Below are 26529 nucleotides of genomic sequence, written 5' to 3'. Positions count from 1 at the left end.
GATGAGCTGAGCGCCCGCCCCGGGCGGGGCGGGCGCTCAGGCCGGCGCTGTACTTCCGGCAGGACTCCGCCCGGGCGGAGTCCTGCGTCAGGCGGAGACGGAGGCCGGCCCTTCGTGGCCGTCCTCGGCGGCGGCCTTCTCGGCCGCCTCCTGCTCGGCTCGCTCGTCCGCCGCGGCCCGGATGGACCGCCAGGCGGACTCGGCGGCCTGCTGCTCCGCCTCCTTCTTGCTGCGGCCGGTGCCGGTGCCGTACGAGACGCCTCCGACGCGGGCGGCAGCAGTGAAGGTCTTCTCGTGATCGGGACCGGTCTCCGTGACCAGGTACTCGGGCACGCCGAGCCCTTCGGTCGCGGTGAGCTCCTGGAGACTGGTCTTCCAGTCCAGGCCGGCTCCGAGGTTCGAGGACTTCTCGATCAGCGGGTCGAACAGGCGGTGCACCAGTTCGGAGGCCGCGTCGAGGCCCTGGTCGAGATAGACCGCGCCGATCACCGCTTCCAGGGTGTCGGCGAGGATGGACGCCTTGTCCCGGCCGCCTGTGCCCTCTTCACCCCGGCCGAGCCGGATGAAGGCGCCCAGGTCGAGCCCGCGGCCGACCTCCGCCAGCGCACGCGAGTTCACCACCGCGGCCCGCAGCTTGGCCAGCTGGCCCTCGGGCAGATCGGGGTGGGTGGTGTACAGCGTGTCCGTGACCACGAGGCCCAGCACGGAGTCCCCGAGGAACTCCAGCCGCTCGTTGGTCGGCAGACCGCCGTTCTCGTACGCGTACGAACGGTGGGTCAGCGCACGCACCAGAAGGGCGGACTCGAGCTTGTACCCGAGCCGCCCTTCCAGAAGCGTGTGGGACGAGGCCGTGTTGTCCGCTTTCTTCTTGGCGGATGGGTCCGCCTTGGCGTCATCCGCCTTCTTGGCAGTGGACACGGTGCCTCTCACCAGCCGCTCAGACCTCGAGGACCTGGCGCTTGTTGTAGGTGCCACAAGACGGGCACGCGATGTGCTGCTGCTTGGGCTCGTGGCAGCGCTCGCACGCAACCAGGGTGGGGACCGCAGCCTTCCACTGCGACCGGCGGTGGCGCGTGTTGCTGCGCGACATCTTCCGCTTCGGAACAGCCACGGCTACTTCTCCTGCTTCTCGTCGACGCCCGCTTCCGCGTCAGCGCCGCTCATCTCGTCCTTCTCGCCGTCTTCGAGTGAACCGGCGAGTCCCTGCAATGCCGCCCAACGGATGTCGACGGCGTCGTGGTGGTGGTCCGGGTCGTCCGCCAGCCGCGCCCCGCATTCGGAGCACAGGCCCTGGCAGTCGTCCTGGCACACCGGCTGCATCGGCAGTGCGAGCACCACCGCATCACGCAGCACCGGCTCGAGGTCGAACATGCCGTCCTCGAGAAAGAGCCTGTCCTCGTCGTCCTCGGCGTCGTCGTCGGGCTCCGCTTTCACACGGCCCCGCTCATCGGCGTCAGGGTACGAGAACATCTCCTGGAATTCCGCTTCGACGTCGAGCTGAAGCGGCTCCAGACACCTTACGCACTCCCCCTCTGCCTGTGCACGGGCGGTGCCTGTGACAAGCACCCCTTCCATGACCGACTCGAGCCGGAGTTCGAGCTCCACCGGGGCTCCTTCCGGCACTCCGACGACTCCCTGCAGACCGAGGTCCTTGGGAGCGTCCACCGTGCGGGACAGCCTCTGCAGCGCACCAGGACGCCGGCCCAGCTCGTGGGTGTCGAACACGAGGGGGTTGCGGTGGTCCAGGCGAGCGTTGGGAGCCATTCCTGCTTTCGATCCGAGCTCAGAGGGACGCCGCCCGTGGTGCTCCCGGGCAGCGATGATCGCGGACGTACGCGCGACCGAAGAGCCAGGATACCGGTCCTTTCGCTCACGGCCCAATCCGCGGGTGTCCTACTGGCCGCGCCCCTGTTCGTAGGCCCTCAGCTGCTCGGGCGTGATCATGCCGGTGTCGAAGAGGCTGGTCTCGTCGAGCGCGTACGGCTCCTGCTGGTGCCCCTGGTGCTGCTGCTCCATCTGCTGCTGGTCGTACGCCGCCTGCTGGGCGTCGTAGCCCTGGTAGGCGTAGGGATCGGCCTGCTGGTAGCCGTAGGCGTCCTGCTGGCCGTAGCCCTGCTGCTGGTAGGCGCCGGCATAGGGGTCGGGCTGCTGCTGGTAGCCGTAGGCCGGCTGCTGGGCGTAGTCCTGCTGCTGGGCGGGCTGCCGCTGCTCGGCCGGGACGGCCGCGGCGTCCCGCTCGGCGAGGGCCGCGAGGTCGGCCAGGTAGTCGGCGTCGCTGGAGTGCTGGAAGGACGTGGCGTCGTCGGCGAGGGCGCCGAGGTCGTCCGTCGCGATCCGGCCGTGCAGCTTCTGCCGGCCGCGGCCGACGGCCTCCAGGGTCTTGGCGAGGACGGCCTCGAAGGCGCCGAGCTTGACGTCCACGTAGGCGTCCGCGTCCTTGCGCAGGGTCTCCGGGTCGTGGCTGCGCTCGGGGGCGTCCTCGTCCTCGTAGCCCTGCTCGTCGAGGCCCGGGCCGGTGCCGAGGAGCTTCTCACGGCCGCGGCCGACGGAGCCGAGGGTCTTGGTGAGGACGACCTCGAAGTTGGCGAGCTTGGAGTCGACGTAGTCGTCGGCCTCGGCGCGGATCTCCTCGGCCTCCTGGCGGGCCTCGCCGAGGATCCGCTCGGCCTCGTTCTGCGAGCGTCGGGCGACCTCCGTGTCGGAGATCAGCGAGCCGCGCTCGGCGTGCGCGGTCTGGATGATCCGCTCCGCCTCCTGACGGGCCTGCTCGACCATCTGCTCACGGTCGCCGATCAGCTCCTGGGCCTGCGCGAGGGAGCCGGGCAGCGCCGCGCGGACCTCTTCGAGCTGGGCGAGCAGCTCCGCGCGGTTGACCACGCACGACGCCGACATGGGCATCGACCGGGCGCTGGAGACCGCCGCGACGATCTCGTCGAGCTTCTTCTGCACGTCCACCGTGTGCTCGCCACTCTCTACCGATGTGTTGGAGACGGACGGGACGACTGTAGCCCCATCAGTCCGTGCGCAGACGCCTGTTGAGCGCCTCGAGGACCACCGGCGGGACCAGGTGGGACACGTCGCCGCCCCAGGTGGCGACCTCCTTGACGAGCGAGGAGGACAGGAAGCTGTAGGTGGGGTTGGTCGGCACGAACAGCGTCTCCACGCCGGAGAGGCCGTTGTTCATCTGGGCCATCTGCAGCTCGTAGTCGAAGTCGCTGACCGCGCGCAGGCCCTTGACGATGGCGGGGATGTCGCGCTGCTTGCAGTAGTCGACGAGGAGGCCGTGGAAGGCCTCGATCTTCACGTTGCCGTACTCGGCGGTGACCTGGCGGATCAGCTCGATCCGCTCGTCGATCTCGAACAGGCCCTTCTTGGACTTGTTGATCATGACCGCGACATAGACCTCGTCGTACAGACGGGAGGCGCGGGAAATGATGTCGAGGTGTCCGTTGGTGATCGGGTCGAACGACCCGGGACATACGGCGCGGCGCACTTGTGATCCCTCGCTCTCCGGTCCGGTCATCGTGCGTCTTCGCACGTAGAGGCGGCGCGACCGTACCAAAACGTTCCCTCGCCGTAGCGACGGGCCCGGATCGCCTCGAAGCCGTCCGGCCACCCGAATGCGCCGCCTCGGGTGCTGCGCTCCACGGTGACGAGGGCTTCCTTCGCGAGCCAGCCCTGCGAGCGGAGTGTGAGCAGGATCTCGCGAAGATCGTGGTCCGTGACACGGTACGGAGGATCCAGGAAGACGATGTCGTACGGATCCGCCGGCGCCGGGGACTGGATGATCTGCTCCGCCTTGCCCGCTCTCACCTCGGCGCCGGGGAGGCCGAGATTCCTGACGTTCTCGCGGATCGTGCGGGCGGCGCGGGCGTCCGCCTCGACCAGGAGGGTGTGACTCGCGCCACGGGACAGGGCTTCCAGGCCCACGGCGCCGGAGCCGGCGTAGAGGTCGAGGACACGCTCGCCGTCGAGAGGGCCGCCGAGCAGGGACTGCCAGGTGGAGAACAGACCTTCGCGGGCACGGTCGGAGGTGGGGCGGGTGCCGTTGCCTGGCGGGACGGCCAGGCGGCGTCCGCCGGCTGCGCCGGCGATCACGCGGGTCATCTGCGGTCCTTGGTCGTGGGCGGCTTCACGTTCAGTGTGGCGGGTCGCGCAGCTCCCCGCGCCCCTGCGGGGTCATCCTCAGCCCTTTTCCAAGTACTGCTCCCTTTCCTCGTCCACCAGGGCGTCCAGGGCCGTCCGCAGGCCGGGCAGGTTCGTCAGTTCGGGGTCGGCGGCCACGACCTGGGCCGCCTCCTCCCTCGCCTCGGCGATGACCTCCTCGTCCTCGATGACGGCGAGGACCCGGAGGCTGGAGCGGGCGCCGGACTGGGCCTGGCCGAGGACGTCGCCCTCGCGGCGCTGCTCGAGGTCGATCCGGGACAGCTCGAAGCCGTCGAGGGTGGAGGCGACCGCGTTCAGGCGCCGGCGGGCGGCGCCTTCCTCGGGCATCTCGGTGACCAGGAGGCAGAGGCCGGGCGCCGAGCCGCGGCCGACGCGGCCGCGGAGCTGGTGGAGCTGGGAGACGCCGAAGCGGTCGGCGTCCATGATGACCATCGCCGTGGCGTTCGGGACGTTGACCCCGACCTCGATGACCGTCGTCGCGACCAGCACGTCGGTCTCGCCGGCCGCGAAGCGGCGCATGACGGCGTCCTTGTCGTCGGGGTGCATCCGGCCGTGCAGCACCTCCACGCCGAGGCCCTTGAGGGGGCCCTGCGCGAGCTGGGCCGCCACGTCGAGGACGGCGAGCGGCGGCCGCTTCTCCGCCTCGTCCTCGGGGGAGGCCTTCCTGCCGGTCTTCTTCGGGTCGTCCTCCTCGTCCCCGATGCGGGGGCAGACGACGTACGCCTGATGGCCGTTGGCCACCTCCTCGCGGACGCGCTCCCAGGCGCGGGCCAGGAAGTGCGGCTTGTCGGCGGCCGGCACCACGTGCGAGGCGATGGGCGAGCGGCCCGCGGGGAGCTGGTCGAGGACGGAGGTCTCCAGGTCGCCGAAGACGGTCATGGCGACCGTGCGCGGGATCGGGGTGGCCGTCATGACGAGCAGGTGCGGCGGCTGCTTGCCCTTGCCGCGCAGGGCGTCGCGCTGCTCGACACCGAAGCGGTGCTGCTCGTCGACCACGACCAGTCCCAGGTCGTGGAACTGCACCTTGTCCTCGATCAGCGCGTGCGTGCCGATCACGATGCCGGCCTCGCCGGTGGCCAGGTCCAGCATCGCCCGGCGGCGTGCGGCGGTCCCCATCGATCCGGTCAGCACCACCACCTTGGTGGCGTGCTCGGCTCCGCCGAGCATCCCGCCCTCGGCGAGCTCCCCCATCATCTCGACGACGGACCGGTGATGCTGCTGGGCGAGCACTTCGGTGGGGGCGAGCATGGCGGCCTGCCCGCCGGCGTCGACCACGGCGAGCATGGCGCGCAGCGCCACCATGGTCTTTCCCGATCCGACCTCGCCCTGCAGCAGACGGTGCATCGGATGTTCCGTCGCCAGGTCGTCGAAGATCTCCCTGGAGACCTTCTGCTGGCCGTCGGTGAGGGTGAAGGGGAGGCGGGCGTCGAAGGCTGCGAGGAGGCCCGCCTCCCGGGGCCTGCGGGCCACCGCCGGGAGCTGGGCGTCGGCGTGGCGGCGGCGGGCGAGGGCGATCTGGAGGACGAAGGCCTCGTCCCACTTGAGGCGGGAACGGGCGTCCTCGACGTCCGCCTTGGTGTGGGGGCGGTGGATCTTGAGCAGGGCCTCGGGGAGGGTGACCAGGCCGCGGCCCTCGCGGAGGGCGGGCGGGAGCGGGTCGACCGCGTCCTGGGCGCTGGGCAGGACCGTCTGCAGGGCCTTGCCGATCTTCCAGGACTCCAGCTTGGCGGTGGCGGGGTAGAGGGGGATCAGGGAGCCGGCCCAGGTCTCCACCGTCTCCTCGCTGTCGCCGCGCAGCAACTCGTAGGCCGGGTGGGCCAGTTGCAGGCGGCGGTTGAAGACGGAGACCTTGCCCGCGAACATCGCGCGGGTGCCCGGCAGGAGCTCCTTGTGGGGCTTGTGAACGCCGTTGCCGAAGAAGACCAGTTGGAGGCGGCCGCTGCCGTCGGTGATGGTCACCTCCAGCCGCTGGCCCTTGCCGCGGGGGGCCTTGGCCGAGGCGAAGGTGTGCAGGCGGGCGTCGGCGACCATCGCGACCACCGTGACGTGCTCGTCCATCGGGAGGTCGGCGAGGTGCGTGAGCTGGCCGCGCTCCTCGTATCTGCGCGGGTAGTGGTGGAGGAGGTCGCCGACGGTGTGCAGGCCGAGGTGCTCGGCCATCACCTTCGCGGTGGCGGGGCCGAGCACCGACTTCAGGGGCTGTTGCAGTGGTTCTTGCAGTGCGGGCACGAGATCCATTGCACACCACGTCACTGACAATCCCGTATACGTCCCGGGAAACCCCTGGTCAGACGGCTGGTTCCGGTCGTAGGATGGCGCGCTCCGGCCATGCCGCGGTCACCGCCCCACCAGGACCGCCCGACCCCGCGCCGTGCTCTCTCCTCCCACCGGCGCCGCGACGATGGACTTCCAGACCTCACAGTCATCCCAGCCGTCCCAGTCACCTCACACCTTCCAGGTCGACCTGCGTGGTCTGGTGGACCTGCTCTCCCATCACCTCTACTCCAGCCCCAAGGTCTATCTGCGCGAACTGCTGCAGAACTCCGTGGACGCCATCACCGCCCGGCGCGCGCGGCAGCCCGGCGCGCCGGCGCGGGTGCGCCTGTACGCCGAGGCGGGCACCCTGCGCGTCGAGGACACCGGCGTGGGGCTCACCGAGGCGGACGTGCACGACCTGCTGGCCACGATCGGGCGCAGCTCCAAGCGGTCCGACCCGATCGCGGACGGCCTGCGGGAGGTGCGTGCCGACTTCCTCGGGCAGTTCGGCATCGGCCTGCTGGCCTGTTTCGTGGTCGCCGAGCGGATCCGGGTGGTCAGCCGCAGCGCGCGCACGCCGGACGCGGCTCCGGTGGAGTGGACGGCGAGCGACGACGGTTCGTACACCGTGCGGACGCTGCCGGACGAGGCCCGGCCCGAACCGGGCACCACCGTGCACCTGGTGGCGCGGGCGGGCGCCGGCGAGTGGCTCGCGCCCGGGCGGGTGCTCACGCTGGCCCGGGACTTCGGGTCGCTGCTGCCGTACGACGTCCGGGTCGGCGACGAGGCGGTCACCGACCTGCCCGCGCCCTGGGACCGCCCGTACCCCTCCCCCGCCGCCCGCCGGGTGGCCCTGGCCCGGCACTGCCACGACCTGTTCGGCTTCACGCCGCTGGACACGATCGGGCTGGACGTGCCGCTGGCCGGGATCCGCGGGGTGGCGTACGTGCTGCCGTCGGCGGTCAGCCCGGCCCAGCGGGCCACGCACCGCGTGCACCTCAAGGGCATGCTGCTGACCGAGCGGGCCGAACAGCTGCTGCCGGACTGGGCGTTCTTCGTGCGGTGCGTGCTGGACACGGACAGTCTGCGGCCCACGGCCTCACGCGAGGCGCTGTACGAGGACGAGACGCTGGCCGCGGTGCGGGAGGCGCTGGGCGAGAAGATCCGGTCCTGGCTGACGGGGCTCGCGGCGGGCGATCCGGAGCGGCTGGCGGCGTTCCTGTCGGTGCACCACCTGGGCGTGAAGTCGCTGGCGCGGCACGACCGGGAGATGCTGCGCACGATGCTGCCGTGGCTGCCCTTCGAGACGACCGACGGGCGGCTGTCCCTGGAGGAGTTCGCGCAGCGGCACCCGGTGGTGCACTTCACGCGGACCGTGGAGGAGTACCGGCAGGTCGCGCCGATCGCGTCGGCGCAGGGCGTCGGGGTGGTCAACGGCGGTTACACGTACGACAGCGAACTGGTCGAGGCGCTGCCGTCGGTGCGGCCGGGGACGGCGGTCGCCGAACTGGACGCGGACACCGTGACGGCGCATCTGGACCCGGTGGACGCGGCCGAGGAGCTGGCGCTGTCGGGGTTCCTGGCGGCGGCGCGGGCGACGCTGGACACCGTGGGGTGCGACATCGTGCTGCGCGCCTTCCACCCCCTGTCGGTCCCCGCCCTCCACCTGGACGACCGGGCCGCCCGCCATGAGCAGGCCCGTGCCGAGGCCGAGGGGCAGGCCGACGACCTGTGGGCCGGCATCCTGGGCTCGCTGCGGGGCGCCGCTCCCCGCGCGCGTCTGGTGCTCAACCATCTCAACCCGCTGGTCCGCAGGATCAGTGCGCTGCGCGACCCGGAACTGATCGGCACCGCCACGGAGTCCCTGTACGGGCAGGCGCTGCTGATGGCGCAGCGTCCGCTCAGGCCGGCGGACACGGCCCTGCTGAACAGGTCCTTCATCGGCCTGCTGGAATGGGCGACCCACGGCGATCCCGGCACGACGGGCGACTCCACGGGAGGCGGTCTGCGATGAGCGGGATCACGGACTTCGACTCCCTGCGCCGGGAGATGGCGGAGAACGGCGAGCGCCCGGAGGGCCCGGCGCGCAACGCGCGCGCGGAGCAGCTGCTGGCGGAGGCGGAGAAACTGGGCATCCCGCTGGCCGTGATCGAGGCGCTCGGGCACCAGCTGAAGGTCTACAACTACAGCTCCGAGAAGGACAAGATGTTCGTCCCCTTCGCGCGCCTGCTGCGCATGTGGGACGAGCGGCCGGAGGACTTCGACGCGTACGAGGTGCACACGCTGCACTGGGTCTTCAAGTGGATGTCGTCCGGCATGCTCGACCAGCCGCACGTGCCGCTCGCCTCGATCGAGAAGTGGCTCGGCGAGATGGAGCACCGCTACCGCCTGGCCGGGCACTCCGAACGGGCGGTGCGAGGAGCGGAGTTCAGTGTGGCCGCGCATCTCGGTGACGTCCCGCGCGCGGAGCGGGCGTACGCCGCGTGGCTGGCCGCCGACCGCGACAGCATGGCCGACTGCCACGCGTGCGAGCTGCACGAGCAGGGCTGGTGGCAGGAGCGGCAGGGGCGCGACGCGCAGGCGCTGGAGCTGTGGGCGCCGGTCCTCGAGGGGCAGTTCACGTGTGCCCACGAGCCGCACGCGGTCCTCGCGTCCTCACTGGTGCCGCTGCTGCGGCTGGGCCGCACGGACGAGGCACGCGCGCACCATCTGCGGGGCTTCCGGCTGGTGCGGGGCATGGAGAGCATGCGCGGCGCGTACGCGGACCACGTGGAGTTCTGCGCGCTGACCGGCAACGAGGCGCGGGCGCTGGAGCTGCTGGCGGAGCGGCCGGCGTACTTCACGGACACCGGGCAACCGCGCAGCCGGCTGGACTTCCTCAGCGTGGTGACGCTCCTCATGGAGCGCCTGGACGCGATGGGGCTGGGCGAGCGGCAGGTGCCGGGACCGGCGGGCCGCACCTGGACGGCACGCGAACTCGCGGCACACGCGCGTGCCGAGACCCTTGCCCTGGCCGCCCGTTTCGACGAGCGCAACCTCACCTCCCATGTCAGCGAGCGGGCACGCGCGCGGATGGCGCGGCCCCCGCTGGTGGAGCGGCTGCCGCTCGGGGTGCGCACGGCGGGCCGGGTGTCCGCGCCCGCCGTACCGGCGCCCGCTCCCGTGACCGCGCAGGCGCCGGACCTGCCCGCCCTGCTGGCAACGGCGCGCCGGATGTCGGACACCCTGCGGCCGGACGCCATGGACGCCTGGGCGGCGGTCGCGCGCGCCGCGGCGGACGCCGAGCTGGACGTGCGCGACCGCGCGGAGATCACCGACCACGAGGCGATGGACCGGGGGCCCGAGGGGGCCGCGCTCTTCGAGCGGGCCGCCGAGCTGTACGCGCGGGCGGGCGACCCCGGGGAGGCGCTGGCGGCACGCACGCGTGCGGCGTACGCACGCGCGCTGGCGGGCCGGGTGGACGAGGCGCTCGCGGCGGTCGAGGAGCCGTACGACCAGGTGCTGGCGCTCTACGCGGAGGACGCGACGGGCGTGCGGCAGACGGCGTCCGTGCTGATGGGGCGGGCGCGGATCATGATGCGGCGGGTGCTGGACGCCGACGCGGCGGGCGGCGAGGCGGGCGGTGAAAGGGTGCTCGCCGAGGCCGAGGCCGCCGTGCGGGAACTGCTCGCGCTGGTCGGCGGGCACACCGGCGACGCGGTGCGGATCGCCGCGCGGGCCGCCGAGGCGCGGGCCATGCTGGCGGAGCTGGCGGTGCGGCGCGGGGATCCGCAGACGGCGGTGGAGCTGTTCGGGCGGGCCACGGCCGCCTTCGTCGAGGCCGGGCTGCCGTGGTTCGCGGTGGAGTACGAGGCGCGGCTCGCGGGGCTGGCCCATCACCTGGGCGACATCGCGGGGGCGGAGCGGGCGCTGCGGGCGGCCCTGGAGCACGGCGGAGCGCATCTGGAGGCCGTCGGGCGGGCCCAGCTGCACCTCCAGCTCGGTGAGGTGCTCGGCGGGCGCGGGCTGTCGGTGGAGGCGGCCGAGCACGCCCTGGAGGCGGCGCACTGGGCCGACGAGGCGGGCGAGAGCCGGACGCTGGGCGCGTGGGCGCGGCAGCAGCTGGGCGGGTTCCTGCTGCGGCAGGGCCGGTTCGCCGAGGCGGCGGAGGTGCTCGAGTCGGCGCTGCCCGACCTGAACGCCGAGACGCACGGCGACGGCGCGGTGGTGCAGACCCAGTGGTGGCTGGGCGACTGCCTGAGCGAGCTCGGGGAGCACCGGGCGGCGGCCGAACGGCGCCTGCAGGCCGCGGAGATCGCCCGGCACTGGCCCGAGCAGCACGACCACGCGACGCTCGCCCACCTCGCCGCCGAGTCCCTGGGGGCGGCGGGGCAGCCGGCCGACGCCGACCGGGCGTACGCGCGCGCGGGCGAGCTGTGGCGCTCGCTCGGCAATGTGCACGGCCTGGTCCGTTCGCTGCGCGCCCGCGCGTGGCTGGCGCTGCGCGTCGAGGACGGGGCGGACGCGGCACGGGCGTCGATGACGGCGGCGGTCCGGGAGTGCGAGGCGGCGCTGGGCGCCACCGGCACCGACGAGGAGGCGCGGCTGCGGCTCGTCGCCGAACTCGGGCACACCCACCGCCAGTTCGGCGACCTGCTCGCACGCCGTGCCGCCGAGGACACCGACGACGACGCGGTCCGGGCCGCGCTGGAGGACGCCCTGGCCCAGGTCACCGAGGCGGTCGCGGTGTTCGCCCCGCTCGGGGACGACGCCCTGGACAGCCGTACCGGCGCGGAGCTCGCCGCGGGCCGGCTGGAGTGCGATCTCGGCCGCCCCGCCGTTGCGACGGCACACGCGCGTGCGGTCCTCGCGGCGTACGACGGCGCGCCCGCCGACGACGAGACGGCCCGGAACCGCCGGGCGGAGGCCGAACAGTTGCTGCGGGTGGTCGACGAGCAGGGGGCGGCGGGCTGAGGAGTCCGCCGCCGCGGCTACTCCACGCCGATCAGGAGCAGCGCACCCTGGCGGCCGCCCCGGTAGACCACCGTGTCCACGGCGAGGTACGACTCGCGCACCCGTGCCTCCAGGTGGTGGGCGGCGGATTCGGGGGCGTCGTCGCCGAGGACGAGGGTGACGAGTTCCCCGCCGGCCTGGAGCATGCGGTCCAGGACGGTCTCGGCGACGGCGATGACGTCGGAGCCGATCACGGCCACGTCGTCCTCGACCAGGCCGAGGACGTCGCCGGCCTGGCAGATGCCGGCCATGGTCCAGGACTCGCGCTCGGCGAGGGCCACCTCGGCGTACCGGGTCGCGCCCGCCGCCGAGGTCATCGAGACGACGTCCTCGTCGAAGCGCCGCTCCGGCTCGTGCACGGCGAGCGCCGCGATCCCCTGGACCGCGGAGCGGGTCGGGATGAGGGCCACACGGATGCCCTCGGCGCGGGCCTGCTCGGCCGCCGCGGCCGCGGTGTGCCGCAGGCCGGCGTCGTTGGGCAGCAGCACCACCTCCCGCGCGTGGGCCCGCCGCAGGGCGTCGACGAGTTCTCCGCTGGCGGGCGCCTCCCCCGGGCGCGCGAGCACGGTGGTCGCGCCGGCCTCGGTGTACAGCCCGGCCAGGCCCTCGCCCGGCACCACGGCGACCACGGCGCGCTGGACCCGCTCCCGCGGCGGCCGTTCGCCCCCGCGCGTGTGGACGTCGCCGAGCCCGAAGTGGGTGATCCGGATCCGGTACGGCCGCCCGGCCTCGACGCCCGCCTCCACGGCGGCGCCCGCGTCGTCCACGTGCACATGGACGTTCCACAGTCCGTCGCCGCCGACCACGACCAGCGAGTCCCCGAGGGCGTCGAGGCGGGTCCGCAGCCGGGCGACGGCCGCGTCCTCCGCCTCCAGCAGGTAGATCACCTCGAACGCGGGCCCCCCGTCCTGCGGGGACGCGGCGCAGTCCTCGCCGGCGAGGACGCCGGCCGCGTCGCCCGTCGCTCCGCCCGGCGGCAGCTTCGCGGCCGAAGATCCCGCGAGCGGCCTCGGCGCCTCCCCCGTGAACGTCTCCACCAGCGCGGCGAGCACCGCGACCAGCCCCCGTCCGCCCGCGTCGACGACCCCGGCGCGCCCCAGGACGGCCAGCTGCCCCGGAGTCGCGGCCAGCGCGACGCGCGCTCCCTCGTAGGCCGCCCTCGCCACCGTCCCGCAGTCGCCCTGGATCCCGCCGACGGCGTCGGCGGCGGCCGAGGCGACGGACAGGACCGTTCCCTCCACGGGGTGCGCGACGGCCTGGCGGGCGGAGTCGGCCGCCTTGCGCAGGGCCAGCCGCAGGCCCGGGCCGTCGGTGTGAGGCGTCTCACCGTCGGCGGACAGCACCTGCGCCATGCCGCGCAGCAGCTGCGCGAGGATCGTCCCGGAGTTCCCCTGGGCGCCTATCAGCGCGCCGTGCGCCATCGCGCCCGCCGCGTCGGCCAGCGTCGGTCTCCCCGGTGCCCCGGAACCCACCTCGTGAGCAGCGAAGACGGCTTCCACCGCCGCGACGGCGGACTCCACGGTCAGATAGAGATTGGTGCCCGTGTCCCCGTCGGCCACGGGGTAGACGTTGATCGCGTCGATCTCCTCGCGCGCGCGGCCCAGCGCCTCCAGCGCGAGGCCGCACCAGGAGCGCACCGCGAGAGCATCGAAGAATGTCTGCGGCACCTGCGCCACCTGCGCCTCCTTGAGCTGCGAATGGGACGCAGCGTAGACCCCGAGGCGGTGTCCGCCGGAAGAGGGCCGGGAGCGGAGCCCTGAGCAGTCATGGTAGTTTCGTTGTACTGGCGCAGTCGTTGTATGCTGCTCCGGTTGCCCGACACCGATCGGGCTCGCCCCTGGCACCGCCACCCAGATCTCTGATCCTGCGATCTCGATCCCGGCATGCCGGGACTCAACCGTAAGTGCATCTGAAGTCTTTGGAGTGACCCGTGGCTGCCAACTGCGACGTCTGCGGCAAGGGGCCGGGCTTCGGCAACAACATCTCGCACTCGCACCGCCGTACGTCCCGTCGCTGGAACCCGAACATCCAGCGTGTACGTACCGTGGTCGGCGGGACGCCGAAGCGCGTGAACGCTTGCACCTCGTGCATCAAGGCCGGCAAGGTCTCGCGCTGACGCCCACAGCTGAGCGCGCGGCCACTGCTGGTTCGCTGCACTGAGCCGGTCCACCTCTGGTGGGCCGGCTTCTTGCTGTGCCCGGCGAGCCGGCCGGCATCATGCCGGCGGAGTGCCCCGCCGGGGTGCCCCGCCGAGGGCCCAGCCGTGGTCCACGGGCCCGATCCCGCCGCCGAGCGCGAAGCCGGCCGCGATCGCCCCGGTGACGTACTCCTTGGCGGCCGTCACCGCCTCCGGTACGGGCTGCCCCTTCGCGAGCTGGGACGCGATCGCGGACGCGAGGGTGCAGCCCGTGCCGTGCGTGTGCCGGTTGCCGTGGCGGGGCGCGCGCAGCCAGTGCTCCTCGGCGCCGTCGGTGAGCAGGTCGACCGCCTCGCTCCCGGCCCCGAGATGACCGCCCTTGACGAGCACCCACCGCGGTCCGTACGCCAGGACGGCCGCCGCGGCCTCGCGCAGGTCCGCCTCCGACGCGACCCGGACACCGGCGAGTTGCGCGACCTCGTCGAGGTTGGGCGTCGCCACCGTCGCGGCCGGCAGCAGCTTCGTCCGTACGGAATCCAGCGCGGAGGCCGCCAGCAGCGGGTCCCCGTGCTTGGAGACGCCCACCGGGTCGACGACCGCCGGGACGTCCGTGCCGGCGATCAGCTCGGCCACCGCCTCGACGAGTTCGGCCGAGGAGAGCATCCCGGTCTTGACCGCCTGGACGCCGATGTCGTCGACGACGCTGCGGTACTGCGCCCGCACCGCCTGCACCGGCAGCTCCCAAGCCCCTTGCACACCCAGCGAGTTCTGCGCCGTGACCGCCGTGACGACGCTCATGCCGTGCACGCCGAGCGCGAGCATCGTCTTCAGGTCGGCCTGGATCCCCGCTCCTCCGCCGGAGTCCGAGCCGGCGACGGTCAGCACCCGGGGCGGCACGCTCATGACTCGATGTCCCCGAAGTGGTCCCAGCCGCCCTTGCTGGTCCACGGCGCCCCGTCCACCGTCACCTGGGGCAGCGCCGAGGGGTTGAGCACCTCGCCGATCACCTTCCAGCGGGCGGGCAGCTTCACGTCCGGCGGGAAGGTCGCCACGATCGCGTGGTCCTCTCCCCCGGTCAGCACCCACTGCATCGGGTCGACGCCGACGGCCTGCCCGATGTCGTTCATCTGCGACGGGATGTCGATCGCGCCGGAACGGATGTCGATCCGCACCTTGCTGGCCTCGGCGATGTGCCCGAGGTCGGCGATCAGGCCGTCGCTGACGTCGCACATCGCCGTCGCGCCCAGGCCGGCCGCGGCCGGACCCGCGTGGTACGGCGGCTCGGGGCGCCGGTGCGCCTCCACGAAGGCACGCGGCGAGCGGAAGCCGCGGGAGAGCACCGCGTACCCGGCGGCGGACCAGCCGAGCCAGCCGGTGACGGCGACGCGGTCGCCGGGCCGGGCGCCGGCCCGGGTGACCGGCTCCTGGTTGCGCAGGTCACCGAGCGCGGTGATCGACACCATGATCGTGTCGCCCCGTACGACGTCCCCGCCGACCACGGAGGCGCCCGCGACCTGGCACTCGTCGCGCAGCCCGTCCATCAGCTCGCTCGGCCAGGTGACCGGGAGTTCGGCCGGGACGACCAGGCCGAGCAGCAGCGCGGTCGGCACGGCGCCCATCGCGGCGATGTCCGCGAGGTTCTGCGCGGCCGCCTTGCGCCCGACGTCGTAGGCGGTCGACCAGTCGCGGCGGAAGTGCCGCCCCTCCAGGAGGATGTCGGTGCTGGCCACGACCCTCCGGTCGGGCGCGGCGACCACCGCGGCGTCGTCGCCGGGGCCGACCCGGACCGCCGGGGTGGTGGTGAGACGGGAGGTGAGCTCCCTGATGAGCCCGAACTCCCCGAGCTCACCAACAGTGCCCTTCATTGCCCTTGCTCCCCTTCTGTCCCGTGCAGTTCCCGGTCGCGCGTCATCAGTGTCCTCGATACGGTCGAGGTGTCCGTCAACTTCTGCCGTGCCTGCGCCCCGGCGCGTGGACCGCGGCCCGCGCAGGTCTCCCCTCGGCGTGCGGCGACGCGATACCGTGGCGTTCCTTTTCCCCACATGATCCTCGTGGCCGCCCTGGAGGTTCCGTGGTACAGGCGTACATCCTGATCCAGACGGAGGTCGGCAAGGCGTCGACCGTCGCCGAGACGATCAGCAAGATCCCTGGAGTCATCCAGGCCGAGGACGTGACAGGACCTTATGACGTGATCGTGCGGGCCCAGGCGGACACCGTGGACGACCTCGGCCGCATGGTGGTCGCCAAAGTCCAGCAAGTGGACGGGATCACCCGCACCCTGACCTGCCCGGTCGTCCATCTGTAGCCCCCGTCTACCCTTGGCCGGTGAACTCCATCCGCCACCGGCGCCGAACCGTTCTCGGGCTGCCCGCCGTCGCCGCCGCACTGATCACGGCAACGGGCTGCTCCTCAGCAGACGACAGTGCCCGGGCCGCGGTTCCAGGCCCGGGCGCGAAGGTCACCGAGCTGTGCCGGAACCTGGACAAGGTGCTGCCGTCCAAGGTCGACGGCCAGGATCGCCGGGATCCCGAACCCGCCTCCGCACTGACCGCGGGCTGGGGCGACCCGGCGATCATACTGCGCTGCGGTGTCGAGCGGCCCGCCGAGATGTCGAACCCGGAGGCCGACGGAGTCGAGGTCGACAAGGTCGGCTGGCTGCTGCAGAAGCAGCAGGACGGCTCGTTCCGCTTCACCACCACGCTGCGCACCGCGTACGTGGAGGTGACCATCCCCCGCAGCCGTACCGGAGACGGTATGGCGCCGCTGGTCGACCTGGCCCCCGCGGTGAGGAAGGCGATCCCCGAGGGGATCGCCTCCTGACCGGGTCCTTCGTCAGCGCAGGCCCGTGGACCGGCGCAGCGCCGCCTCGATCAGCCTGCCGACCAGCTCGGGGTAGCCGATCCCGCTCGCCTGCCACATCTGCGGGTACATCGAGATCGGGGTCATGCCGGGCATCGTGTTGATCTCGTTGATCACGAACTCGCCGTCCTCGGTGAGGAAGAAGTCCGCGCGCACCAGGCCCTCGCAGGAGGCGGCCTCGAAGGCGGCCACCGCGAGCCGCTGCACCTCGGCGGTCTCCGCGGGCGTCAGCGGCGCCGGCACGATGCCGGGGGTCGAGTCGATGTACTTCGCCTCGAAGTCGTAGTACGCGTGCGCGTCCGGCGGCGGGATCTCCGAGGGCACGCTCGCGCGCGGGCCGTCCTCGAACTCCAGCACCCCGCACTCGATCTCGCGGCCCGCGAGCGCCGCCTCCACGAGGATCTTCGGGTCGTGCCGCTGGGCCTCCGCGACCGCGTCGCCGAGACCGGAGAGGTCGTCGACCTTGGTGATGCCGATCGACGAACCCGCGCGCGCGGGCTTCACGAACAGCGGCCAGCCGTGCTCGCCCGCGAAGTCGACGATCTTCTTGCGGGCGGCGGCCTCGTCGCGCTCCCACTCGCGCGGCCGGATCACCACGTACGGGCCGACCTTGAGCCCGAAGGAGGTGAACACCCGCTTCATGTACTCCTTGTCCTGGCCGACGGCGGAGGCGAGCACGCCCGAACCCACGTACGGGACACCCGAGAGCTCCAGCAGGCCCTGAAGAGTGCCGTCCTCGCCGTAGGGGCCGTGCAGGACCGGAAAGACGACGTCGACCTCGCCGAGCGCCTTGGGCACCGATCCGGGTTCGCTGTAGACGACTTCGCGGTTGCCGGGGTCGACGGGGAGCACCACACCGCCCTCGTCGGACTCGGCCAGCTCCTCGACGTCCGGGGTGCGGCGGTCGGCGATCGCCATGCGTTCCGGTTCGTCGGCGGTGAGGGCCCAGCGGCCGTCCCTCGTGATGCCGATCGGCAGGACGTCGTACGTCGTCCGGTCGATGGCGCGCAGGACGGCGCCCGCGGTGACCACGGAGATCCCGTGTTCGGAGCTGCGACCGCCGAACACGACGGCCACGCGCGGCTTGCGAGGCGGCTGCTCAGGGCTCTGGGGGAGGTTCTCGGTGCTCATATCGCGTTGAGAGTACCCGGTGGTACTGGTCCAAGACAGCGTCCCCGTGAGTGAGCCGCGGGGCGCGCCGCTCGGCGACCGGGACGGCCGTGGGCGCGGGCGTCGCTCAGCGTCGTTCGGGCTTCGCGCTGCGCGACATCAGCTCCTTGACGGCGACCACCGGGGGCTTGCCCTCGTGCACGATGGCGACGACCGTCTCGGTGATCGGCATGTCGACGCCGTGCCGGCGCGCCAGATCCAGCACCGACTCGCAGGACTTGACGCCCTCGGCGGTCTGCCGGGTGACCGCGATCGTCTCCTGCAGGGTCATGCCCTTGCCGAGGTTGGTGCCGAAGGTGTGGTTGCGCGACAGCGGCGAGGAGCAGGTCGCCACCAGGTCGCCCAGGCCCGCGAGTCCGGAGAAGGTCAGCGGGTCGGCGCCGAGCGCCATGCCGAGGCGGGTGGTCTCGGCGAGCCCGCGCGTGATGAGCGAGCCCTTGGCGTTGTCGCCGAGGCCCATGCCGTCCGCGATGCCGACGGCGAGCCCGATGACGTTCTTCACGGCGCCGCCGAGCTCGCAGCCGACCACGTCCGTGTTGGTGTACGGCCGGAAGTACGGGGTGTGGCAGGCGGCCTGCAGCCGCTGGGCGACCGCCTCGTCGGTGCAGGCGACCACGGCGGCCGCCGGCATGCGCGCGGCGATCTCCCGGGCGAGGTTGGGCCCGGTGACGACGGCGATCCGGTTCGCGCGCACCTTGGCGACGTCCTCGATCACCTCGCTCATCCGCATGGCGGAGCCGAGTTCGACGCCCTTCATGAGTGACACCAGGACGGTGTCGGGGGCGAGCAGCGGTGCCCACTCGGCGAGGTTGCCGCGCAGGGTCTGGGAGGGGACCGCGAGGACGGCGAAGTCGGCGCCGCGCGCGGCCTCGGCGGCGTCCGTCGTCGCCCGTACACCGTCCGGCAGTTCGACACCGGGAAGGTAGTCGGGGTTGGTACGCGCGGAGTTGACCGCGTCCGCGAGTTCCGCGCGCCGCCCCCACAGGGTGACCTCGCACCCGGCGTCGGCGAGCACCATGGCGAACGCCGTGCCCCACGAACCGGTGCCGAAGACGGCCGCCTTGACCGGCTTGCTCACGTGCCCTGCTCCTCTTCCTGCGCGGCGTTCCCCTGGCCCTGCGACTGCGCCTGCGTCCTGCGGCGCTGCTCGATCCGCTCCCGGCGCGGGTCGTACGGCGTCGCGGGCGCCTTCTCGCCGCGGATCTCCTCCAGCTGGCGGGTGATCGCGGCCATGATGACCTCGGTCGCCTCCTTCAGCAGCTCGGGGGTCATCTCCTGGTCGTAGAAGCGCGTGAGGTCGACGGGCGGGCCGGCGAGCACATGATGGGTCTTGCGCGGGCGGAGATTGGGCTTCTTCGCGTACGGCGGCAGGAGTTCGTTGGCGCCCCACTGCGCGATCGGGATCACCGGGCACCGGGTCGTCAGGGCGACGCGCGCGGCACCGGTCTTGCCGACCATGGGCCACTGGGCGGGGTCGCGGGTGATGGTGCCCTCGGGGTAGAACGCGACGCATTCGCCGCGCTCCACGGCGTCGATCGCGGCCCGGAAGGCGCTGAGCGCGTCCGTGGTCTCGCGGTAGACGGGGATCTGTCCGGTGCCGCGCATCGCGGCGCCGACGAATCCCTTCCGGAAAAGGCCGCTCTTCGCCAGGAATCGCGGGACCCGCTTGGTGTTGTACTGATAGTGCGCGTACGCGAAGGGGTCCACATGGGAATTGTGGTTCACCGCGGTGATAAATCCACCCTCGGCCGGAATGTGCTCCATTCCACGCCAGTCCCGCTTGATCAGAACCACCAGTGGCGGTTTGCAGAGCACCGCGGCGAAGCGGTACCAGAAGCCGATTCTGCGGCGGGGCACGCGCGCACCTTCCTCTTGGGGGCAGGGATCTCGGACCAGGAGCCGCACAAGTGTCGCCCCAGGCCGCCGGTCTGTCGAGAACACCGTACGCCCCGACGGCGCCGCCGCCAGATGGCCGAGGTGACGGCTGAGTGACAATGGCCGCGACAAGAGAGGGACGGAACACCGGTGCAGTGGAGCTTGGTCATACCCCTGAAACCCCTGACGCGGGCCAAGAGCAGGCTCGCGGACACTGCCGCCGACGGGCTGCGCCCGGGCCTCGCCCTCGCCTTCGCCCAGGACACCGTGGCGGCCGCGCTGGCCTGCCCGGCCGTGCGGGATGTGGCGGTCGTCACGGACGACTCCCTGGCCGGACGCGAGCTGTCCGCGCTGGGCGCCCGGATCGTCCCGGACACACCGCGCGGCGGCCTCAACGCGGCGCTGGCGCACGGCGTGACCGCGGTACGCACCACACGCCCCGAAAGTCCCGTGGCGACCCTGAACGCCGATCTTCCGGCGCTACGCCCCCGGGAATTGCTCCGGGTACTGGACGCGGCCGGTGAATTCCCCCGCGCTTTTCTCGCCGACGCGGCCGCAATCGGCACGACCTTGCTGGCGGCCGCCCCCGCCCGGGAATTGCTCCCCGCATTCGGCCCCGATTCCCGCGCCCGCCACCGCGCCTCCGGGGCCGAGGAGCTGACCCTCGACGCGGTCGATTCCGTTCGCCAGGACGTGGACACCGGCGCGGACCTGCGGGCGGCACTGGCCCTGGGCGTGGGCCCGCGTACCGCCGTCGCGGCGGCGGGCCTGCTGACCCCGGGCACCTGAGCGGCGCGGGAACCGCGCGGCGGGCCAGGACGAACCCGCACCCGGTACGCCGACGGCAGCCCCCACAGCAGGCCCCGAACCTCCGCGCACATTAGGCTGGCCGTCATGCAGGCCACGGCATACACCTACGACCCCGACACCCGCGAGGGCAGCGTGCTGCTGGACGACGGCACCCCCGTCCGCTTCGACGCCGCCGCCTTCGACGCCGGCGGGCTGCGGCTGCTGCGCCCCGGCCAGCGCGTGCGGATCGAGACCGAGGGCGCCACGGACGGCCCCCGCATCACACTGGTGACGCTCCAGACGCTCTGAACCCGCTCTCAGTACGCTCCGACGCACCCCGAACACGCCGCGGGCCGGGCTCCGAAGGGAGTCCGGCCCGGCGCGTGAGTGCCCCTGTGCCCTTACCGCTTGCGGGCGGTGGCCTTCTTGGCGGTGGTCTTGCGAGCGGTCGACTTCTTGGCGGGGGCCTTCTTGGCCGTCGCCTTCTTCGCCGGGGCCTTCTTCGCGGTGGTCTTCTTCGCGGTGGCGGTCGCCTTCTTGGCGGTCGTCTTCTTCGCGGCGGCCGTCTTGGCGGCGCCCGTGGTCTTCTTCGCCGTGGCCTTCTTGGCGGTCGTCTTCTTGGCGGCGCCCGTGGCCTTCTTGGCGGTGGTCTTCTTCGCCGTCGTCTTCTTCGCCGCGGCGGTCGCCTTCTTGGCGGTCGTCTTCTTCGCGGCGGCCTTCTTGACGGTGGCCGAAGCCCCACCGGTCAGGCTGCCCTTGGGCGCCTTCTTGACGGCGACCTCGCCGCCGCGCGGGAGCTTCTTCGAACCGCTGACCAGGTCCTTGAAGCCCTGGCCTGCGCGGAAGCGCGGAACGGAGGTCTTCTTGACCCGAACCCGCTCGCCCGTCTGGGGGTTGCGGGCGTAGCGGGCGGGGCGGTCGACCTTCTCGAACGAACCGAAGCCGGTGACCGAGACCCGGTCTCCGGCGACGGTCGCGCGGACGATGGCGTCCAGGACCGCGTCGACAGCCTCGGCGGCCTGCTGTCGGCCACCCACCTTGTCGGCAATCGCTTCTACGAGCTGCGCCTTGTTCACGTCTTCCCCTTCGGAGACATCGCCAGAACGAAAGTGTTCAAGCTTTTTCGCACGTTAGGCAGATATATACCGCAAATCAAACACGAAACGGGCTAATCACCCGTGCGCCGCAACGAACTCGACTGCTCCGGCTGCGTTCAGCGGTCCTCTTCAGGGATGCACCCCTTCTCCAGGTCCGTGTTGAACGCCTCCAGACGCCTTGCCGCGTCGGCGAGATCGTGCTTGGCCGCGGCCGTAATGACCAGCAGCTTCCGGGTCAGCGCCATCCGTACGCCCTCCGGGACTTGCAGTGCGCGCACTCGGGAGTGCGCTTCCTTCAGTCGGTCCGCGACTGCCGTGTAGAGCTCGAGTTGGCCGTCGTGTTCCATGCACAGATTGTGCCATCTGGGGCGAGTTGTCGCCTGCGGGGGTAGCAACTGATGCCTCAAACAGCCTTCCGGGCAAGGCCGGGCGCCGTGCCCACAGCCCACGGCTACCCAGGCAACGACCGGCGTAACGTGGGAAGTTGAGAGGAAAAGCAAGACGGTTCCAAGCCGTTCGGGCCCAGACACGGATGTACCCCCGATCGGGCCGATCGGGGGTACATGGGGGTGTTCCGGTGGCCGAAACCCGTCAGGTTCCGGCCCTGCGGACCGGTCCGGGTCAGACCTTGAGCGTCCGCGGCTTGTACGAGGGACGCCCGGCCTCGTACGCGGCGATGTCCGCCTCGTTCCGGAGGGTGATGGAGATGTCGTCCAGCCCGTTCAGCAGCCGCCAGCGGGAGTTCTCGTCGAGCTCGAAGGGGGCGGTCATCCCCTCGGCGCGCACCTCGCGGGCCTGCAGGTCGACGGTGATCTCGGCCTGCGGGTCCCGCTCCGTGAGCTCCCACAGCGCGTCCACGATCTTCTGCTCCAGCACGACCGTGAGCAGGCCGTTCTTCAGGGAGTTGCCGCGGAAGATGTCGGCGAAGCGGGAGGAGATCACGGCCTTGAAGCCGTAGTTCTGCAGCGCCCAGACGGCGTGCTCACGGGAGGAGCCGGTGCCGAAGTCGGGGCCGGCGACCAGCACCGTGGCGCCCTGCCGCTCGGGGCGGTTGAGGATGAAGGTCTCGTCCTTGCGCCAGGCCTCGAACAGCCCGTCCTCGAAACCGTCCCGGGTCACCTTCTTGAGCCAGTGAGCAGGGATGATCTGGTCGGTGTCGACGTTGGAGCGGCGCAGCGGGACGGCCCGGCCGGTGTGCGTGGTGAATGCTTCCATGACTCTCAGACTCCAGCGGGCGCGGGGGCGTCGGACAGGTCGGCGGGCGAGGCCAGGTGCCCCAGGACCGCGGTCGCGGCGGCGACCTGCGGCGAGACCAGGTGCGTACGGCCGCCCTTGCCCTGCCGGCCCTCGAAGTTGCGGTTGGAGGTGGACGCGGAGCGCTCGCCCGGGGCCAGCTGGTCCGGGTTCATGCCCAGGCACATCGAGCAGCCCGCGTGCCGCCACTCGGCGCCGGCCTCCTTGAAGACGACGTCCAGGCCCTCGGAGACGGCCTGCAGACCGACCCGCGCGGAGCCGGGGACGACCAGCATCCGTACGCCGTCGGCGACTTTGCGGCCCTCGACGATCGCGGCCGCGGCCCGCAGGTCCTCGATGCGGCCGTTGGTGCAGGAACCTACGAAGACGGTGTCCACGTCGATGGAGCGCAGCGGCTGCCCGGCCTCCAACCCCATGTATTCCAGGGCCTTTTCGGCGGCGAGGCGCTCCGAAGCGTCTTCGTACGAAGCCGGGTCGGGGACGGACGCCGAAAGCGGCGCGCCCTGGCCGGGGTTGGTGCCCCAGGTGACGAACGGCGACAGCGCGGCGGCGTCGATGACGACCTCGGCGTCGAACTCGGCGTCCTCGTCCGTCCTCAGCGTCCTCCAGTACGCGACGGCCGCGTCCCAGTCCTCGCCCTCGGGGGCGTGGGCGCGGCCCTTGATGTACGCGAAGGTCGTCTCGTCGGGGGCGATCATGCCCGCGCGGGCACCGGCCTCGATCGACATGTTGCAGATGGTCATCCGGGCCTCCATCGAGAGCTTCTCGATGGCGGAGCCGCGGTACTCCAGGATGTAGCCCTGGCCGCCGCCGGTACCGATCCTGGCGATGATCGCCAGGATCAGGTCCTTGGCGGTGACGCCCTCGGGCAGTTCGCCGTCGACCGTGATCGCCATGGTCTTGGGACGGGCCAGCGGCAGCGTCTGGGTGGCCAGCACGTGCTCCACCTGGGAGGTGCCGATGCCGAACGCCAGCGCGCCGAAGGCGCCGTGCGTGGAGGTGTGCGAGTCGCCGCAGACCACCGTCGTGCCGGGCTGGGTCAGACCCAGCTGCGGGCCGACGACGTGCACCACGCCCTGCTCGACGTCGCCCAGCGGGTGCAGCCGTACGCCGAAGTCGGCGCAGTTCTTGCGCAGCGTCTCCAGCTGGGCCCGGGAGACCGGGTCGGCGATGGGCTTGTCGATGTCGAGGGTCGGGGTGTTGTGGTCCTCGGTCGCGATGGTGAGGTCGAGGCGGCGTACCGTGCGACCGCTCAGCCGCAGACCGTCGAAGGCCTGCGGGCTGGTCACCTCGTGCAGCAGGTGCAGATCGATGAAGAGGAGGTCGGGCTCGCCCTCGGCGCGCCGGACGACATGGTCGTCCCAGACCTTCTCCGCGAGTGTCCTACCCATCGCTTTCCCTTCGGCCGGCCACGACGTCCACCGGCCTTGCTAGAGATCTTGAGGAGACGTCGCCCGGCCCCAGTTCACGGGCGCCCGCCACCGGACCCGTTCGGTCTGCGGGCCGCTGTGTGTACCAGGGTTGCGCGTCTCACGGAAAAATGAACTTGCGTTTCACAGAGTGAGACGGGAGTATCGTTTCATGGACAACAGTAGCGGCGTCGGCGTTCTGGACAAGGCGGCCCTTGTCCTGAGCGCCCTGGAGTCCGGACCCGCCACCCTCGCAGGACTGGTTGCGGCGACCGGACTGGCACGACCCACGGCCCACCGTCTGGCCGTGGCTCTGGAACACCACCGTATGGTGGCGCGTGACATGCAGGGCCGTTTCATTCTCGGCCCGCGCCTGGCCGAGCTGGCCGCGGCCGCCGGCGAGGACCGCCTGCTCGCGACGGCGGGCCCGGTGCTCACGCATCTGCGGGACATCACGGGCGAGAGCGCCCAGCTCTACCGCCGCCAGGGCGACATGCGCATCTGCGTCGCCGCGGCGGAGCGCCTGTCCGGACTGCGGGACACCGTCCCGGTCGGCTCGACGCTGACGATGAAGGCCGGTTCCTCCGCACAGATCCTGATGGCCTGGGAGGAGCCGGAGCGGCTGCACCGGGGCCTGCAGGGCGCCCGGTTCACGGCCACCGCGCTCTCCGGCGTACGGCGCCGCGGCTGGGCCCAGTCCATCGGCGAGCGGGAGCCGGGGGTCGCGTCCGTCTCCGCCCCCGTGCGGGGCCCGTCGAACCGCGTGGTGGCCGCCGTCTCGGTGTCCGGCCCCATCGAGCGCCTGACGCGCCACCCGGGCCGTATGCATGCCCAGGCGGTCATCGACGCCGCCGCCCGCCTCTCCGAGGCGCTGCGCCGCACCGGCTGAGCCGGCGCCCCCGTCGGACGTCGACGGGGAGGGCCCGCCTCAACGCCGCGGCGGGCCCTCCCTGTTCCTCCGGCCTCCGGCCGGTACGTTGCCCCGGACACGGCGAAGGCCCTCCGCCGTGAGCGGAGGGCCTTCATATACGTACCCCCGACCGGATTCGAACCGGCGCTACCGCCTTGAGAGGGCGGCGTGCTAGGCCGCTACACAACGGGGGCGAGGATCTTACGTTTCCGCAGATCCGAGCTGGTCTACCTGGACTCGAACCAAGACTAACTGAACCAGAATCAGTCGTGCTGCCAATTACACCATAGACCAATGTGGTTTAGACCAGTTTGTACCCCCGACCGGATTCGAACCGGCGCTACCGCCTTGAGAGGGCGGCGTGCTAGGCCGCTACACAACGGGGGCCCTAGCGATCCCGAGTTGATCAGGATCCGTACCCCCGACCGGATTCGAACCGGCGCTACCGCCTTGAGAGGGCGGCGTGCTAGGCCGCTACACAACGGGGGCTTAGCAGATGAGCTCTGCGAGCTGGCCTACCTGGACTCGAACCAAGACTAACTGAACCAGAATCAGTCGTGCTGCCAATTACACCATAGGCCACTGGAACGCAAGCCCCTGTGGGGATCTCGTTCTAGTTTGCTCCCCCGGTTCCAGACCCTTCGGCCTGCTGCCCGGCGGCGCAGGAAGAACATTACCTGAAGGTGGACGGGGCTCCAAAACGGGTATCGGCGCCGAGCAGCGCGGGGAGTTCGGCGAGGGAGGCGATCCGGTGGGGGCCCGTGCCGGCGTCGTCGCCGGTGTACGTGCCGGAGCGGTCGATCCAGACCGACAGCAGTCCCGCCGCGGCGGCACCCCGGCCGTCGATCTCCGGGTGGTCGCCCACGTACGCGACCTGGTGCGGGGCGAGTTCGAGGGCCTCGCAGGCGGCGAGGAAGGCCCCGGCCTCGGGTTTGGAGACGCCCAGTTCGGCGGCGCACAGGACGGCCTCGAAGCGGTCGTGCACGCCGAGCACGCGCAACTTGCGGTCCTGGACGGTCAGGCTGGAGTTGGACAGCACGGCGTGCCGGTGGCTCGCGGCGAGCGCGTCGAGGACGGGCAGGACGTCCGGGAAGAGCGACCAGGCGGTCTCGTAGTGCGCGATGTAGCGCCCGAACCACGCCTCGGCCTCGGCGTCGGTCAGCTCCTCGCCCAGGAAGACCCGCACCCGGTCCCGGCGCTGTCCGTCGAAGCCCACCTCGCCGGCGGAGAAGCGCGCCCACTGGGCGTCGGTCACCGCCCGCCAGCGCGCGAGGGCCTGCTCCACGGTGCCGTACCGCTGGAGCAGGCCCTCGGCCGCCAGATGGGCGCGAATTCCGGCGCGGTCCGCCGACGTGTAGTCGAAGAGGGTGTCGTCCACGTCCCAGACGATGGCGTGGACCCGGGTGTCGCCGGCGCGCAGGGTCATGGACCGACCGTAACCCGGCGGGCGGGCGGCGCGTCCGCCGGTTCACCGCGGCCGGGCCGGTCGGGGCCGGGCCGGGCGGCGAGGGTCCGGGCGGTGAGGGTCCGGGGCGCAGGTGGCCGGGCCGTCGGGCCCGGCGTGCCGCGGCGGGCCGGCGTCCGGGTGGCCGACGGCCCTCGCCACGCCCGGGC

At 72.1% G+C, this 26529-nt stretch carries 26 protein-coding genes and 5 tRNA genes; 8 read left to right on the top strand and 23 right to left on the bottom strand.

The features are described 5' to 3' along the window. Nucleotides 1-87: 87 nt before the first annotated feature. The 7 genes from rnc to recG all read right to left on the bottom strand — a co-directional run bounded on the left by rnc (nt 88) and on the right by recG (nt 6405). Nucleotides 88-930, bottom strand: coding sequence for a ribonuclease III (gene rnc, locus ACIRPX_RS15835; RefSeq protein ID WP_404193932.1), 843 nt, complete (start codon nt 928-930; stop codon nt 88-90). A gap of 7 nt (nt 931-937) precedes the next feature. Then, a complete protein-coding gene (gene rpmF, locus ACIRPX_RS15830) occupies nt 938-1111 on the bottom strand; it encodes a 50S ribosomal protein L32 (protein WP_003951102.1) in 174 nt (57 codons plus the stop codon). A 2-nt stretch (nt 1112-1113) separates the two neighbouring features. Then, on the bottom strand, nt 1114-1764 hold the full coding sequence (locus ACIRPX_RS15825) for a YceD family protein (protein WP_404193929.1): 651 nt from the start codon (nt 1762-1764) through the stop codon (nt 1114-1116). Between the two features lie 129 nt (nt 1765-1893). Further along, nucleotides 1894-2955, bottom strand: coding sequence for a DivIVA domain-containing protein (locus ACIRPX_RS15820; protein WP_404193927.1), 1062 nt, complete (start codon nt 2953-2955; stop codon nt 1894-1896). A 58-nt stretch (nt 2956-3013) separates the two neighbouring features. Next, complete coding sequence (coaD, locus tag ACIRPX_RS15815; protein WP_404194259.1) at nt 3014-3493, bottom strand: pantetheine-phosphate adenylyltransferase; 480 nt, start codon at nt 3491-3493, stop codon at nt 3014-3016. Between the two features lie 26 nt (nt 3494-3519). Beyond that, a complete protein-coding gene (gene rsmD / locus ACIRPX_RS15810) occupies nt 3520-4107 on the bottom strand; it encodes a 16S rRNA (guanine(966)-N(2))-methyltransferase RsmD (protein WP_404193924.1) in 588 nt (195 codons plus the stop codon). Between the two features lie 78 nt (nt 4108-4185). Then, nucleotides 4186-6405 (bottom strand): ATP-dependent DNA helicase RecG, encoded by a 2220-nt coding sequence (gene recG / locus ACIRPX_RS15805; RefSeq protein ID WP_404193922.1) that lies wholly within the window; start codon nt 6403-6405, stop codon nt 4186-4188. A 163-nt stretch (nt 6406-6568) separates the two neighbouring features. On the opposite strand from recG, the gene ACIRPX_RS15800 reads away from it, so the two are divergent. After that, nucleotides 6569-8437 (top strand): HSP90 family protein, encoded by a 1869-nt coding sequence (locus ACIRPX_RS15800; RefSeq protein WP_404194257.1) that lies wholly within the window; start codon nt 6569-6571, stop codon nt 8435-8437. Continuing rightward, nucleotides 8434-11376 carry a tetratricopeptide repeat protein gene (locus tag ACIRPX_RS15795; protein ID WP_404193920.1) on the top strand — a complete coding sequence of 981 codons (2943 nt, stop codon included), beginning with the start codon at nt 8434-8436 and terminating at the stop codon, nt 11374-11376. Before ACIRPX_RS15800 ends, ACIRPX_RS15795 begins: the two co-directional genes overlap by 4 nt. Nucleotides 11377-11393: 17 nt before the next feature. Here ACIRPX_RS15795 and ACIRPX_RS15790 read toward each other — a convergent pair whose 3' ends face one another. Beyond that, a complete protein-coding gene (locus tag ACIRPX_RS15790) occupies nt 11394-13091 on the bottom strand; it encodes a DAK2 domain-containing protein (protein ID WP_404193918.1) in 1698 nt (565 codons plus the stop codon). Nucleotides 13092-13345: 254 nt separating this feature from the next. On the opposite strand from ACIRPX_RS15790, the gene rpmB reads away from it, so the two are divergent. Next, nucleotides 13346-13531, top strand: a complete 186-nt coding sequence (rpmB, locus tag ACIRPX_RS15785; RefSeq protein ID WP_003993230.1) for a 50S ribosomal protein L28 — start codon at nt 13346-13348, stop codon at nt 13529-13531. Nucleotides 13532-13630: 99 nt separating this feature from the next. Here rpmB and thiD read toward each other — a convergent pair whose 3' ends face one another. Then, entirely contained in the window at nt 13631-14455 is an 825-nt protein-coding gene (gene thiD / locus ACIRPX_RS15780; protein ID WP_404193915.1) for a bifunctional hydroxymethylpyrimidine kinase/phosphomethylpyrimidine kinase, read from the bottom strand. Next, nucleotides 14452-15417 carry a thiamine-phosphate kinase gene (locus ACIRPX_RS15775; RefSeq protein ID WP_404193913.1) on the bottom strand — a complete coding sequence of 322 codons (966 nt, stop codon included), beginning with the start codon at nt 15415-15417 and terminating at the stop codon, nt 14452-14454. Before ACIRPX_RS15775 ends, thiD begins: the two co-directional genes overlap by 4 nt. A 206-nt stretch (nt 15418-15623) precedes the next feature. Between ACIRPX_RS15775 and ACIRPX_RS15770 the strand changes: the two genes are divergently transcribed. Next, nucleotides 15624-15857 carry an Lrp/AsnC family transcriptional regulator gene (locus ACIRPX_RS15770; protein ID WP_003997603.1) on the top strand — a complete coding sequence of 78 codons (234 nt, stop codon included), beginning with the start codon at nt 15624-15626 and terminating at the stop codon, nt 15855-15857. 20 nt (nt 15858-15877) lie between these two features. Then, a complete protein-coding gene (locus ACIRPX_RS15765; protein WP_404193911.1) occupies nt 15878-16372 on the top strand; it encodes a DUF3515 domain-containing protein in 495 nt (164 codons plus the stop codon). A 12-nt stretch (nt 16373-16384) separates the two neighbouring features. On the opposite strand, the gene ACIRPX_RS15760 is transcribed toward ACIRPX_RS15765, so the two are convergent. From ACIRPX_RS15760 to ACIRPX_RS15750, 3 genes are all read right to left on the bottom strand, one after another. Beyond that, nucleotides 16385-17542: a D-alanine--D-alanine ligase family protein gene (locus ACIRPX_RS15760; protein ID WP_404193908.1), complete on the bottom strand. Its 1158-nt coding sequence runs from the start codon at nt 17540-17542 to the stop codon at nt 16385-16387. Nucleotides 17543-17648: 106 nt separating this feature from the next. Continuing rightward, on the bottom strand, nt 17649-18659 hold the full coding sequence (locus ACIRPX_RS15755; RefSeq protein WP_404193905.1) for an NAD(P)H-dependent glycerol-3-phosphate dehydrogenase: 1011 nt from the start codon (nt 18657-18659) through the stop codon (nt 17649-17651). Then, nucleotides 18656-19438, bottom strand: coding sequence for a lysophospholipid acyltransferase family protein (locus ACIRPX_RS15750; protein ID WP_404193902.1), 783 nt, complete (start codon nt 19436-19438; stop codon nt 18656-18658). Before ACIRPX_RS15750 ends, ACIRPX_RS15755 begins: the two co-directional genes overlap by 4 nt. Nucleotides 19439-19606: 168 nt before the next feature. Between ACIRPX_RS15750 and cofC the strand changes: the two genes are divergently transcribed. Then, on the top strand, nt 19607-20245 hold the full coding sequence (gene cofC, locus ACIRPX_RS15745; RefSeq protein ID WP_404193900.1) for a 2-phospho-L-lactate guanylyltransferase: 639 nt from the start codon (nt 19607-19609) through the stop codon (nt 20243-20245). Nucleotides 20246-20350: 105 nt separating this feature from the next. Next, nucleotides 20351-20554: a hypothetical protein gene (locus tag ACIRPX_RS15740; RefSeq protein ID WP_404193898.1), complete on the top strand. Its 204-nt coding sequence runs from the start codon at nt 20351-20353 to the stop codon at nt 20552-20554. A gap of 92 nt (nt 20555-20646) precedes the next feature. Here ACIRPX_RS15740 and ACIRPX_RS15735 read toward each other — a convergent pair whose 3' ends face one another. From ACIRPX_RS15735 to leuC, 4 genes are all read right to left on the bottom strand, one after another. Beyond that, complete coding sequence (locus tag ACIRPX_RS15735) at nt 20647-21321, bottom strand: HU family DNA-binding protein (protein ID WP_404193896.1); 675 nt, start codon at nt 21319-21321, stop codon at nt 20647-20649. Between the two features lie 137 nt (nt 21322-21458). Beyond that, complete coding sequence (locus ACIRPX_RS15730) at nt 21459-21689, bottom strand: hypothetical protein (protein ID WP_384269038.1); 231 nt, start codon at nt 21687-21689, stop codon at nt 21459-21461. A gap of 274 nt (nt 21690-21963) precedes the next feature. Next, nucleotides 21964-22557, bottom strand: coding sequence for a 3-isopropylmalate dehydratase small subunit (leuD, locus tag ACIRPX_RS15725; RefSeq protein WP_404193893.1), 594 nt, complete (start codon nt 22555-22557; stop codon nt 21964-21966). Nucleotides 22558-22562: 5 nt separating this feature from the next. Further along, entirely contained in the window at nt 22563-23987 is a 1425-nt protein-coding gene (gene leuC / locus ACIRPX_RS15720; protein ID WP_404193890.1) for a 3-isopropylmalate dehydratase large subunit, read from the bottom strand. Nucleotides 23988-24177: 190 nt separating this feature from the next. Here leuC and ndgR point away from each other — a divergent pair, with 190 nt between their 5' ends. Further along, on the top strand, nt 24178-24894 hold the full coding sequence (ndgR, locus tag ACIRPX_RS15715; protein ID WP_007384919.1) for an IclR family transcriptional regulator NdgR: 717 nt from the start codon (nt 24178-24180) through the stop codon (nt 24892-24894). Nucleotides 24895-25036: 142 nt separating this feature from the next. On the opposite strand, the gene ACIRPX_RS15710 is transcribed toward ndgR, so the two are convergent. The 6 genes from ACIRPX_RS15710 to ACIRPX_RS15685 form a co-directional block, all read right to left on the bottom strand. Further along, a tRNA-Glu gene (locus ACIRPX_RS15710) sits at nt 25037-25109 on the bottom strand. Nucleotides 25110-25137: 28 nt separating this feature from the next. Next, a tRNA-Gln gene (locus ACIRPX_RS15705) sits at nt 25138-25209 on the bottom strand. A gap of 20 nt (nt 25210-25229) precedes the next feature. After that, a tRNA-Glu gene (locus tag ACIRPX_RS15700) sits at nt 25230-25302 on the bottom strand. A gap of 29 nt (nt 25303-25331) precedes the next feature. Continuing rightward, nucleotides 25332-25404 (bottom strand) — tRNA-Glu (locus ACIRPX_RS15695). 21 nt (nt 25405-25425) lie between these two features. Beyond that, nucleotides 25426-25497, bottom strand: a tRNA-Gln gene (locus tag ACIRPX_RS15690). A gap of 91 nt (nt 25498-25588) precedes the next feature. Continuing rightward, nucleotides 25589-26341, bottom strand: a complete 753-nt coding sequence (locus tag ACIRPX_RS15685) for an HAD family hydrolase (RefSeq protein WP_404193888.1) — start codon at nt 26339-26341, stop codon at nt 25589-25591. Nucleotides 26342-26529 lie beyond the last annotated feature (188 nt).

The sequence above is a fragment of the Streptomyces sp. NPDC101225 genome, assembly GCF_044767585.1.
Classification (GTDB): Bacteria; Actinomycetota; Actinomycetes; order Streptomycetales; family Streptomycetaceae; genus Streptomyces.
The sequence above is the reverse complement of the archived record's forward strand: the minus strand, read 5'-3'. Positions and strand labels throughout refer to the sequence as shown.

Coding starts and splice junctions, on each gene's coding strand:
- leuD (WP_404193893.1), bottom strand. CDS start 22,557: ATGGAAGCATTCACCACGCACACCGGCCGGGCCGTCCCGCTGCGCCGC.
- ACIRPX_RS15740 (WP_404193898.1), top strand. CDS start 20,351: ATGCAGGCCACGGCATACACCTACGACCCCGACACCCGCGAGGGCAGC.
- ACIRPX_RS15800 (WP_404194257.1), top strand. CDS start 6,569: ATGGACTTCCAGACCTCACAGTCATCCCAGCCGTCCCAGTCACCTCAC.
- ACIRPX_RS15760 (WP_404193908.1), bottom strand. CDS start 17,542: ATGAGCACCGAGAACCTCCCCCAGAGCCCTGAGCAGCCGCCTCGCAAG.
- ACIRPX_RS15825 (WP_404193929.1), bottom strand. CDS start 1,764: ATGGCTCCCAACGCTCGCCTGGACCACCGCAACCCCCTCGTGTTCGAC.
- ACIRPX_RS15685 (WP_404193888.1), bottom strand. CDS start 26,341: ATGACCCTGCGCGCCGGCGACACCCGGGTCCACGCCATCGTCTGGGAC.
- thiD (WP_404193915.1), bottom strand. CDS start 14,455: ATGAGCGTGCCGCCCCGGGTGCTGACCGTCGCCGGCTCGGACTCCGGC.
- recG (WP_404193922.1), bottom strand. CDS start 6,405: ATGGATCTCGTGCCCGCACTGCAAGAACCACTGCAACAGCCCCTGAAG.
- ACIRPX_RS15730 (WP_384269038.1), bottom strand. CDS start 21,689: ATGGAACACGACGGCCAACTCGAGCTCTACACGGCAGTCGCGGACCGA.
- ndgR (WP_007384919.1), top strand. CDS start 24,178: ATGGACAACAGTAGCGGCGTCGGCGTTCTGGACAAGGCGGCCCTTGTC.
- ACIRPX_RS15795 (WP_404193920.1), top strand. CDS start 8,434: ATGAGCGGGATCACGGACTTCGACTCCCTGCGCCGGGAGATGGCGGAG.
- leuC (WP_404193890.1), bottom strand. CDS start 23,987: ATGGGTAGGACACTCGCGGAGAAGGTCTGGGACGACCATGTCGTCCGG.
- ACIRPX_RS15775 (WP_404193913.1), bottom strand. CDS start 15,417: ATGAAGGGCACTGTTGGTGAGCTCGGGGAGTTCGGGCTCATCAGGGAG.
- rsmD (WP_404193924.1), bottom strand. CDS start 4,107: ATGACCCGCGTGATCGCCGGCGCAGCCGGCGGACGCCGCCTGGCCGTC.